Below are 11106 nucleotides of genomic sequence, written 5' to 3' on the forward strand. Positions count from 1 at the left end.
TATATCATAATAATACAAGCTAAGCCCTATGGGTACGAGACTTGATGACAAATGACAATATATGATAAAGGAAAAATATGGAGTGTGAATTCCCTTGTGTTAACTCAAATAAAAAAGAGATAAAAGATATTTTTAGCAGTGTGAAAACGATTGCAGTTTTAGGGCTTTCTCCTGACGCTTCAAAGCCAAGTCATAGAGTAGCTAAATATCTTCAAGAGCAAGGATTTAAGATAGTTCCAGTGTACCCAAAAGAGGATGAGATTTTGGGTGAAAAAGTTTATCGCTCACTTGGAGAGATACCTTTTGCAGTAGATATGGTTGACATTTTTAGAAAGTCAAAAGAGCTAGATAACGTTGCTGATGCGTGTATTAAACGCGGAGATATAAAGGTTTTTTGGGCTCAAAAAGAGATTGTTAACAATGATGCGGCTCAAAGAGCAAAAAATGCCGGAATGATGGTTGTTCAAAATATGTGTAGTATGATAGAGCACAAAGCTCTGTAAGGAAAATTTATTGTTAGATATAAAAAAGATATATGAGGCAAAAGAACGCATAAAAGATGTTGTGGTTGACACACCTCTCTCGTATGCGCCATATTTAAGCAAAATATCTGGTTGTGAAGTTTACTTGAAAAAAGAGAATTTGCAAATAACTGGTGCATTTAAAATAAGAGGTGCTTACAATAAAATAGCATCATTAAACGATGAGCAAAGAGCTTGCGGCGTCGTTGCAGCTAGTGCTGGAAATCACGCACAAGGTGTTGCCTTCTCTGCGTTAAAGTTTAATATTAAAGCTGTGATTATTATGCCAGAATCAACGCCTCTTACAAAAGTAAACGGTGTTAAGTATTATGGTGCGGAAGTTATCCTGGCCGGAAGCAATTATGATGAAGCTTATGCATACGCTACAGAGTATGGAAAGAAAAACTCTTTAACATTTATACACCCTTTTGAAGATGAAGATGTTATTGCAGGGCAGGGGACTTTAGCTTTAGATATTCTCAATAAATGTGAAGATCTTGATGCCATAATCATCCCAGTTGGCGGTGGAGGACTTATCTCTGGAATGGCATGCGCTATAAAGAGTATAAATCCAAACATAGAAGTCATAGGTGTTAGTGCTACAGGTGCGCCGGCTCTGAAAAATTCATACGATCTTAAAAAAGTTGTTGACACACTAAGTGTAAGGACTATAGCTGACGGAATAGCAGTTCGTGATACTTCTCCTATAACACTAGCATATATGTTAGATAGCGTAGACAAGTTTGTCAGCGTAGATGATGAAGAGATTGCCAGTGCAATTTTGTTTTTACTAGAGAAACAAAAACTTGTAGTTGAAGGGGCTGGTGCCGTTGGTGTTGCCGCTTTGATTCATAAAAAATTAGAGTATCTAAAAGGTAAAAAAGTTGCCGTAGTTTTAAGTGGCGGGAATATGGATGTTACGCTTCTTTCTGTTATTATTGAAAAGGGTCTTTTAAAGTCTGGAAGAAAGATGAAATTGACAGTTACACTGATTGATAAACCAGGTTCTCTTATGCATTTTACACAGATTCTTCAAGGGTTAAATGCAAATATTGTTCATATTTCATATGACAGAACGTCGATTTCGCTTGACTATGGCGATGCAAATGTAACCGTACATGTAGAGACAAAGGGTGAACAGCATCAAGTCGAGATTCATAATGTTTTAAAACAAGAGGGCTACATAAGGGACTAATATAGAATGTTACCTGTAAAAAGCAGTAGTTTTAGTGAAGCAGTCGTATATACTAAAATTATAGATGAGAATAGAGTATTAGTTGTTGATTCATCTACTACAATGCACTATTTAGACATAAATACACTTAATGTAAAAAGTGCTATTAAATGTAATATAGTCCACTTTAGATACAGCTCCAATGTTTTTGGTTTTAGCTCTAATGCAAAATATTTTGTTGTAATAAGCTCTGATTGCAAAGAGTCTAGGCTTTATGACATAAAAACAAAAAAAATTATTTCTAAGATAGATAGACACCACGGAGATGTCTCTTGTGTTGCATTTGACCCACAAGACAGATATATGTTCTCTGCTGGTGATGATGGTAAAATTTTTGCATCCGATGTTAAAAGCGGACAGCTTGCATTTACTCTAACAAGTCATATTGATTGTGTAAACGACATATCATTTAGTGATAATGCACAGTTGGTTGCAACCGCTAGTTATGATAAAAATATACATATATCTAGTTTGTCTACAATGACATTGATATATAAATTAAGAGCTCACTCAGCCCCGGTTATGAAGTTGCAGTTTTTAAGCAAACAGAGACTCTTTAGCATAGATAAAAACAATAGCGCAATCATATGGGATACAAGTAACGGTAAAATAATTACAAGACTTGATGGATTACATGACGACATTGCACAAGTTACTCTCGGTGATGATGAAAAGTTTTTATTTTTAGCAACTGCTCTTGGTTATGTTTTAGTATATGATTTAAATAGTTATGAGTTGATATCAAGAAGATATATTAAACTTAGCAATAAAATCACTTCTATAAATTTTGATGAAAACAATAAACATCTTATAATTGGCACGGATAGTGGAGAGTTTATTTTATATGAAATATATCTTGGTCAAAATCATTTAACTCAGCTTCTTCGAGAAAAAAATTACGTGCAGATATATGCAGAGGTTGAAAAAAATCCACTTTTAAAATATACAGAGACTTATATAGTTCTTGATACTTTATGGATAAAAACAGTACAAAAAGCAAAAGAGTTGTTTGGAAAAAGTGATAAAAAAAGAGCAGTTGGCATATTTGGCAATTTTGTAACAATTCCAAGTAAAAAACAAGTAATGAACAATCTAATTAAAGAGTATGAAGAGTTTGATAAGTTTGTATTGCACGCAAAGCATGGCAAAATAACATTGGCTTATACCTTAGCAAATAAACATCCGTTATATAAAGAGACACCTCTTTATAAATTGATGGAATTAAATTGGAAAAAATCATTTATGCTGGCTCAAAAGTATATGCTTGAGCCAAAATCTGCAGATAAAGTTAATGAAATTTTGGCTCCATATAGGGGACTGAGCGAAAAATCAAAACTTATTCATGCTTTATCAACTAATGCGAAGATTCATAGAAGGTTTAAAATTGCTATTGCTCAAAAAGATTTTAAACTTGTATATGAGCTATTGAAAATACACCCATTTTTGAAAGAGTATTCAGAATATGATTCTTTGAGTAAATATGCTGACATGCTGTATGTAAACTCACAAAAATTTATTGCAAAAAATGATACACATTCAGCAGTAAAGCTTCTTAGGGTTTTACTTGATTTTGAAGATTTTAAAGACGAGGCTAAAGATACTCTACTTGAGATAGAGAATAAACATAAATTTTTTAACTCCATAAGAGATAATGATATCGTCGTTGCTTATAATCTTTTAGATAGTTATGGTGATTTACAAAACTCTATAGAGGGTGTAAACCTTCAAAAATTATGGGATGATGATTTATGTACCGTAAACGGGCATGCATTTAGAGGCGATGCAATTAAGATTAAAAAAAATTTAGAAAAATACATGAAAATAAATTCAAAAAATGTTCCAATAGCTAATGTCTTTGCACGCTGTTACATTACTCAACTAGAAGTAAGTACAAGAGAAAAACAAGAACAATCAAATATTGAAAAAGGGATTAAAAATTATATTTTGTATTATGGGTTAGATGATAAAATTTTTACTTTTTTTGAGCAATTTAAAAAAAACTATCCTAATTCGAAATTAAATTTACAATCTCAAACTGAAGGTTCAATAAGTAGCTGGAGACCCTCAATGATTGTTAAATCAATATTAGAGTAGAAATTTACATCCTCCTTTAAAGTAAAATATAGGGAAGATAGGTATAATAAGCAAATTTTTTATTAGAGGAGACTTTCATGCAAATAAATGGCGCACAAATGGTCATTGAGGCTTTAATTGCGGAGGGCGTTGACACAGTGTTTGGCTACCCAGGCGGAGCTATCATGAATGTCTACGATGAGATTTATAAACAAAATAACTTTAAACATATTTTGACAAGACACGAACAAGCTGCTGTTCATGCCGCTGAGGGCTACTCAAAAGCTAGCGGTAAAGTTGGTGTTGCAATGATTACAAGTGGACCAGGGTTTACAAATGCTGTAACTGGTTTAGCTGATGCATATATGGACTCAATTCCATTAGTTGTAATAAGCGGGCAGGTTCCGATGAGTCTGATTGGTACTGATGCATTTCAAGAGATTGATGCTGTTGGTATAAGTCGCTCATGTACTAAGCATAACTATCTTGTAACAAATGCAGCTGATTTACCACGTGTACTGAAAGAGGCATTTTATATAGCATCAAGTGGTCGTCCAGGACCTGTACATGTAGATATTCCAAAAGATGTAACTGCTCAGATTGCTGAATTTGATTATTCAATAGAGCTTGACTTGGAAACTTATAAGCCACATATCAAAGGTAACCCTCGTCAAATTAAAAAAGCGATGGAAGCTATAGCTAAATCTAGAAGACCACTTTTTTATCTTGGCGGCGGTATCATAAATTCAAATGCTGCTGATGAAGTTAGAGAGTTGGTTCATAAAACAGGAATCCCTGCTGTAGAGACATTTATGGCAAGAGGTACTTTGAGCCATGATGATGATTTATTGATCTCTATGCTAGGTATGCATGGCTCATATGCTGCAAATATGGCAATGAGCGAGACTGACTTGGTAATTGCTCTAGGTGCAAGATTTGATGACCGCGTTACCGGTAAACTTTCAGAATTTGCAAAAAATGCAGGAGTTATACATGTAGATATCGATCCTGCATCAATTTCTAAGTTAATTAATGCAGATTATCCAATTGTTGGTGACGTAAAAAATGTTGTAAAAGAGATGCTAGAACTATCTTCACAAGTTAAACCTGAGAAGTATGCCTCTTGGAGAGATACTATAAGTAAATTTGATGAGCTTCACCCTTTGGCTTATCATGAAGACACAGATAGAATTAAACCACAATGGGTTATTGAAAGAGTCGGGCAACTACTTGGTGATGATGCAAATATCTCTACTGATGTTGGTCAACATCAAATGTGGACAGCTCAATTTTACCCATTCTCTCGCCCTAGACAGTTTATAAGTTCTGGTGGACTTGGAACAATGGGATTCGGTTTTCCGGCAGCTATGGGTGTAAAATCAGCTTGTCCTGAAAAAATAAGTGTTAATTTTACCGGAGATGGCTCAATCCTTATGAATTGTCAAGAGTTAATGACTGCGGTTGAGCAAAAACTTCCGGTTATAAATATCATTCTTAACAATAACTTTCTTGGAATGGTTCGTCAGTGGCAAACACTTTTTTATGATAAAAGACATAGTGAGACCGATTTAAGTGTTCAGCCTGACTTCGTAAAATTGTCAGAGGCGTTTGGTGGAATTGGATACAGGGTTAATACAAAAGAGGAATTTGATGCAGCTCTTAAAGATGCTGTTGAGAAGAACATAGTTGCATTTATAGATGTTGTTGTTGAAAGAATGGAAAACGTTATGCCAATGGTTCCATCAGGTGGGTCGCTGTTTAATATGATGCTATTAGAGAAGAAGGAGAAATAATGGAAGCTAGTGAAAGAAGAGTTATCTCTGTTATTGTAGTAAACGAGGCTAGTGTTTTATCTCGTATTACAGATCTTTTCTCTGGTCGTGGATACAACATTACATCTTTGACTGTTGCTCCGATTCCTGATAGTAAATACTCTAGGCTTACTATTGTTACATCAGGTTCTATAAGAGTTATAGAGCAAATTACGAAACAGCTACATAAGCTTATCCCTGTTCTTAGAGTCTATGAGCATGCGGACTTGGTTGAAAAAGAGATGGCTTTGGTTAAGTTCCCAATCACTGAAAATATTACTGACATAAGTACTCTTTGCGAAGCATATAATGGCAAAATAGTAAATGTTGGTGATAATGTAATTATAGTTATGGTTGCAGATGAGCCAAAAAGAGTTGAGAATTTTTTGCAAGTTATCAAAAGATACAATCCAAAAGAGATTGTTAGAAGCGGTGCTGTAGCACTTGAAAGATAGTTAATGGATTTAGTAGAAGTAGCTTCTATAATTGGTGCTGAGTTTAATGGCACTAATTTTGAAATAACGGGTATGAATACATTAAATAATGCAAAGTCAAGTGAAGTTACTTTTGTCTCAAACTCTAAATATATAAAAGATATAGATACTACTAAAGCAGCAGCTGTTATAATAGACAAATCTTTAAAAAGCCATATACCACAAGGGTGTGCGGCTTTAGTAGTTGATTCTCCTTATTGGTCAATGGCAGTTTTATCAAAGTATTTTTCTCCTCTGATTGAGGACGATCAATTGCCATGTGCAGAGATAGGCGAGGGGAGCAGAGTCTCTCCTAAAGCTGAAATTGCAAATGGGGCAAAAATTGGCAAGAACTGCACGATTTTAGCACATGTATATATTGGCGCCCAAACAGTTATTGGTGATAATACTGTTATCTATCCTAATGTAACTGTTTACAGAGACTGCACCATTGGAAAAGATTGTATTATTCATGCGAATACAACTATAGGCAGCGATGGCTTTGGATTTGCTACTAATAAACTTGGTGAGCATAAAAAGATTTATCAAAACGGTAATGTAGTTATTGAGGATGATGTAGAGATTGGAAGTTCAACAACAATCGATAGAGCGGTATTTGGTACGACATTAATTAAAAAAGGTACTAGAATAGACAATCTGGTTCAGGTTGGACACAACTGTGAGATTGGCGAGTATTGTGTAATGGTATCTCAATCTGGCCTCGCAGGCTCTACAAAACTTGGACGTAATGTTGTTATGGGTGGGCAATCTGCAGCAGCAGGACACTTAGATATTGGACCTTTTAATACGTTTGCAGCAAGAAGCGGAATAACAAAGAGCATAAAAGAGAGTGGTAAGACATTTTCAGGATTTCCGCTAATGGAGCATAAATTGTGGCTAAAGCTTCAGGTGAAAATTGCTAGACTGTTAAAGTAAAATATATTAGCAAAATTAAGGAGTATAAGATGTCAAAAACTATCGCATTAAATGGAACAAAAAAAGGTGTTATCTCTGTTATGAAAATAGATAAGCCTTATGGTGAGAAAAGTACGCCGGTTGCTAGTATTGGTATATCTTTGGCTGGAAATGCAGCTGAACCTGAATGGAAAGTCCATATTCCGCTTGAAAATCTTGATGAAGTGATAGAAGCACTTAAATCACTAAAGTAGGTTAAACCTACTTTAGTAGAGACTATGCTTTAAGCTCTTTTACAAACTCTTCAATTCTATTTATACCAACTCTTATACTCTCAATATCTGTAGCAAAGCTAAATCTGAAATAACCTTCGCTCCCAAAACCAACACCAGGAACTACAGCTACGCCTTTTTTAGATAACAACTCTTTACAAAATTCCATTGAATCATTACTTAATTCTTTTATATTTACAAAAAGGTAAAATGCGCCATGAGGCTTGAAAACACTTAGTCCATCAATTGCATTAATAAGCTTAACAGCCTCGTCACGACGTTGAGCAAATGCTTTTCTCATCATCTCTATATCAGCATCCGCATCCCCGTTTAGTCCTACAATAGCAGCTTTTTGAGTAATAGAGTTGATATTTGAAGTGCTTTGACTTTGAAGCTTTTTAGTAGCTTGTATAAGTTCAGTATTATGAGCTGCCATGTAACCAAATCTCCATCCGGTCATAGCTACCGATTTACTTAAACCATTTATAGTAACGGTTCTTTTGTACATATCTTCACTTACAGCTGCGCTAGATGTGAATTCGCCGTCATATATAAGTTTTTCATACATCTCATCACTAGCTACAATTACATCAGTTCCCTCTAGAACTTTGCCAAGTGCAATCAGCTCATCTCTTGTGTAAACAGATCCTGTAGGGTTTGATGGACTTGTAAGTACTAGCATTTTAGTGTTTGGTGTCAAAGCATTTTTTAACTGCTGGGGAGTTATTTTAAACTCACTGTAGTCATGAGTTTCTATCTTAACTACAGTTCCACCATGGTATAAAACCAATTCAGGGTATGTAACCCAGTATGGTGAAGGGATAATAACCTCGTCACCTTTATCAATGGTTACGGCAAAAAGATTAAACAAAGAGTGCTTTGCACCATTGTTGGTGATTATTTGATTCGGAGCATATATTAGCCCATTATCTCTCTTTAGTTTATTGGCAATAGCATCTTTAAGAGCAGGGATTCCGTCAACGGCAGTATATTTGGTAAAACCGCTGTTGATAGCCTCTATGGCAGCATCTTTGATAACTTGCGGAGTGTCAAAATCAGGTTCTCCAGCAGAAAAACTTATGATGTCCTTACCTTGTGACTTTAGCTCTTGTGCGAGCGTTGAAATTGCGATTGTAATCGATTCAGATAGTGTGTTAATGCGATTTGTTAGCATTTGAAACCCTTAGGTGAAATAATGAGGGCATTATACTAAAATAATAATATATATCAGTTAAGAGAAGGAGGATTTTTTAATTTTTCATAGCAGTAATAAAAGATTCATATATTTTTTCAAGCTCTAAATCTTGCTCGAGCAATTCTTTATTATCTTCAACTAATATATGTTCTAAAACAGCAACTCTTTTTAGCATATACTCAAACATCTCTTTATTTATATCTGGAAGCATATTGTGCATAAGAGGATCTTTACATCTCCCTTTTTCTATTACATGTGCAGGGATTCCAATTGCCGTTGCATTATCTGGCACATCTTTTACTACCACGGAGTTTGCCCCAATCTTTGCGTGCTCACCAATTATTATATTTCCTAGGATTTTTGAACCGGCACCCAATACGGCACCAGTTCTAATAGTAGGATGTCTTTTGCCTTGAGTTAGAGATACACCGCCAAGAGTTACACCTTGATAAATAAGTACATCATCCTCTATAATTGCTGTTTCGCCAATAACCACACCTGTGCCGTGGTCTATAAAAACTCTTTTTCCAATTCTTGCCGCAGGATGAATATCTATATTAGTTAAGATTTGAGTTAACCCCATAATCACTCTGGCTAAACTTTTAAAGTTAGAATTGTAGAGTTTACTAGCAACTCTATACCAAGCTATAGCCCAAACTCCGGGATAATTAAATAAGAAATCAAGCCTAGAATTGAGTGCAGGGTCATTGTTGTAAGCATTTGAAAAGTCTTCTTTTATTTCAGCATAGAGTCCCAAGGTCAAAGTCCTAAATAATTAATTTGTTGTTCTTAAGTAACCATTTTGTTCTAAATATAGTTCCAATTTGGCAAGTGTATCATTTTTTTCTTTTTCTGTAATAAACTCGGAAGCTAACAAATCATTTTTAAGTTTATCTGAGAGAATATCTTTGTTGTAGCCTAGTGACTCTAGAATATCCAAAATACTTTTTGACTCAACTTTATTGGTTATCGTGTAATCCGTATCATTTATATAGACTGTATATTCACTTGGATGAGTGAATAGATTATGATTCATTCCTAATGTCTCTTGGTAAGCACCAACATTAAAAAAGCCTAAAAAGTAATCTTCTTCATCTAGGTTTACATCGTGCAGATAGAGAGGTTTTTCCGGATTAAAACCTATCTCTCCATCACTGTCACATGTAATATCCCATAATGATGCAGCTCTTATTGGAGTTGCATTTAAGTGGTGCAGAGGCATTACCGGAAAATGTTGGTTTAATCCCCAGTAATCTGGTAAGCTTTGAAAAATAGAAGCATTTATTAGATATCTCTCCTGTAGTCTTACTTGTAGTTGTTCAAGTTCATTTGTTGGATTTGATGATGTTAAGTAGAGCGCTCTTTTAATAATATTATGTACCAATATTTCAGCGTTTGAGCGGTCTTGTAAATCTATGTAACCCAAATCAAATAGAGTTAAAATTGATTCCATGTGGTCAAGCGCATCATGCAGGTATTCTATACAGTTTTTATTATTTAGCAGACTATTTAGATCTATAAGCTCTTTTATAAGTGGAGGATTTACCTCTTTGAAGTTTAATAATTTCTCTTGATAATCTTGAGTGAAAAGTTCTAATACAGGGGTTATTAATACAGCATGTGAAGCTACTATGAATCTTCCAGACTCTGTATATATATCTGGATGTTTAACATTTTTAGCATCCATAATCTCTTTTAGCAAGAACACAACACTGCTTGAAAACTCTTCCACTGAGTAGTTTCGAGATTTTGAATGAGTGTGTTGGTCATACTCTACTGCCAATCCACCACCAATATTTATACTGTCTAGTGATGAAGCCCCCATTTTTTTAAGTTCGGCATAGATATTACCAGCTTCTCTTAGAGCGCGTTTGAGAGGTGCAATATCTGACATTTGAGAACCAATATGAAAGTGAATCATACTTAGATGTTGCAGCAAATTCTCTTCTCTTAGTAATCTGACAGCTTCAATAATCTCTGTGGAAGTTAAGCCAAACTTAGCGTCCATTCCTCCACTTTTTGCCCATATACCACTCCCGGCACTATGAAGTCTAACTCTTATCCCTATATTTGGAACTTTTAAGTCACACTTTTTTGCAACTTCTATAATTGTCTCAAGTTCTCCAAGACCTTCTATTGTTATTGTAAGGTTATGTCCACTTTGAGCAGCTATAAACCCTAGCGTAATCATCTCTTCATCTTTAAAGCCATTAACAGTGATATGTGCTCCGCTAGGAGTTTTACTCATCGCTAAAATTAGTTCAGCTTTACTTCCTGCTTCTAGTCCATAGTTGAATTGTGCACCCTGAGACGTTATGGCATCTACAGCATGTGGGAATTGATTTACCTTTAAAGGAAAAACAGCATTGAAGTTTCCATTGTAGGAATTCTCTGTCATAGCTTTATCGAAATACGAGTATAAGCTTTTAATTTGTCTTTTAATTAGATGAGGAAACCTAAGTAAAATAGGCCCCCTTACATCATCAGAACGAATCTCTTCAACTATTTGCAAAATTGATGGCATAGATTTATAGTTTAATTTAATCTGCCCATCTTCAATTATAAAGTTATTGTTTGACCAGATATCAAGACCGAAGTTTTTCATTTTCCCA

10 protein-coding genes are annotated in these 11106 nt (G+C 34.9%); 7 read left to right on the forward strand and 3 right to left on the reverse strand.

Features of this window, described 5'->3' with window-relative positions:
* Positions 1–77 precede the first annotated feature (77 nt).
* The 7 genes from HUE88_RS06140 to HUE88_RS06170 all read left to right on the forward strand — a co-directional run bounded on the left by HUE88_RS06140 (position 78) and on the right by HUE88_RS06170 (position 7281).
* A complete protein-coding gene (locus HUE88_RS06140; RefSeq protein WP_194372128.1) occupies positions 78–503 on the forward strand; it encodes a CoA-binding protein in 426 nt (141 codons plus the stop codon).
* A 10-nt stretch (positions 504–513) separates the two neighbouring features.
* Positions 514–1716: a threonine ammonia-lyase gene (ilvA, locus tag HUE88_RS06145; protein WP_194372130.1), complete on the forward strand. Its 1203-nt coding sequence runs from the start codon at positions 514–516 to the stop codon at positions 1714–1716.
* 6 nt (positions 1717–1722) lie between these two features.
* The gene (locus HUE88_RS06150) at positions 1723–3849 is read left to right on the forward strand and encodes a WD40 repeat domain-containing protein (RefSeq protein WP_194372132.1); all 2127 of its coding nucleotides are present in this window, start codon (positions 1723–1725) and stop codon (positions 3847–3849) included.
* A 77-nt stretch (positions 3850–3926) separates the two neighbouring features.
* Positions 3927–5621, forward strand: a complete 1695-nt coding sequence (locus HUE88_RS06155) for an acetolactate synthase large subunit (RefSeq protein ID WP_194372134.1) — start codon at positions 3927–3929, stop codon at positions 5619–5621.
* Positions 5621–6094 (forward strand): acetolactate synthase small subunit, encoded by a 474-nt coding sequence (ilvN, locus tag HUE88_RS06160; RefSeq protein WP_430733198.1) that lies wholly within the window; start codon positions 5621–5623, stop codon positions 6092–6094. Before HUE88_RS06155 ends, ilvN begins: the two co-directional genes overlap by 1 nt.
* A 3-nt stretch (positions 6095–6097) precedes the next feature.
* Complete coding sequence (lpxD, locus tag HUE88_RS06165; RefSeq protein WP_194372136.1) at positions 6098–7048, forward strand: UDP-3-O-(3-hydroxymyristoyl)glucosamine N-acyltransferase; 951 nt, start codon at positions 6098–6100, stop codon at positions 7046–7048.
* A 29-nt stretch (positions 7049–7077) separates the two neighbouring features.
* Positions 7078–7281, forward strand: coding sequence for a hypothetical protein (locus tag HUE88_RS06170; RefSeq protein ID WP_194372138.1), 204 nt, complete (start codon positions 7078–7080; stop codon positions 7279–7281).
* Positions 7282–7303: 22 nt separating this feature from the next.
* Here the strand turns inward: HUE88_RS06170 and HUE88_RS06175 are convergent, their stop codons facing one another.
* The 3 genes from HUE88_RS06175 to speA all read right to left on the reverse strand — a co-directional run bounded on the left by HUE88_RS06175 (position 7304) and on the right by speA (position 11099).
* Positions 7304–8473: a pyridoxal phosphate-dependent aminotransferase gene (locus HUE88_RS06175; RefSeq protein WP_194372140.1), complete on the reverse strand. Its 1170-nt coding sequence runs from the start codon at positions 8471–8473 to the stop codon at positions 7304–7306.
* A 76-nt stretch (positions 8474–8549) separates the two neighbouring features.
* A complete protein-coding gene (cysE, locus tag HUE88_RS06180; protein ID WP_194372142.1) occupies positions 8550–9251 on the reverse strand; it encodes a serine O-acetyltransferase in 702 nt (233 codons plus the stop codon).
* A gap of 18 nt (positions 9252–9269) precedes the next feature.
* Positions 9270–11099 (reverse strand): biosynthetic arginine decarboxylase, encoded by a 1830-nt coding sequence (speA, locus tag HUE88_RS06185; protein WP_194372143.1) that lies wholly within the window; start codon positions 11097–11099, stop codon positions 9270–9272.
* Positions 11100–11106 lie beyond the last annotated feature (7 nt).

It is taken from the genome of Candidatus Sulfurimonas baltica, assembly GCF_015265455.1.
GTDB lineage: Bacteria > Campylobacterota > Campylobacteria > Campylobacterales > Sulfurimonadaceae > Sulfurimonas > Sulfurimonas baltica.

What these genes read in the sequence shown, in the direction of transcription:
- HUE88_RS06140 (WP_194372128.1), top strand. Translation starts at nt 78, where the DNA reads ATGGAGTGTGAATTCCCTTGTGTTAACTCAAATAAAAAAGAGATAAAA.
- HUE88_RS06150 (WP_194372132.1), top strand. Translation starts at nt 1,723, where the DNA reads ATGTTACCTGTAAAAAGCAGTAGTTTTAGTGAAGCAGTCGTATATACT.
- HUE88_RS06155 (WP_194372134.1), top strand. Translation starts at nt 3,927, where the DNA reads ATGCAAATAAATGGCGCACAAATGGTCATTGAGGCTTTAATTGCGGAG.
- ilvN (WP_430733198.1), top strand. Translation starts at nt 5,621, where the DNA reads ATGGAAGCTAGTGAAAGAAGAGTTATCTCTGTTATTGTAGTAAACGAG.
- lpxD (WP_194372136.1), top strand. Translation starts at nt 6,098, where the DNA reads ATGGATTTAGTAGAAGTAGCTTCTATAATTGGTGCTGAGTTTAATGGC.
- HUE88_RS06170 (WP_194372138.1), top strand. Translation starts at nt 7,078, where the DNA reads ATGTCAAAAACTATCGCATTAAATGGAACAAAAAAAGGTGTTATCTCT.
- HUE88_RS06175 (WP_194372140.1), bottom strand. Translation starts at nt 8,473, where the DNA reads ATGCTAACAAATCGCATTAACACACTATCTGAATCGATTACAATCGCA.
- speA (WP_194372143.1), bottom strand. Translation starts at nt 11,099, where the DNA reads ATGAAAAACTTCGGTCTTGATATCTGGTCAAACAATAACTTTATAATT.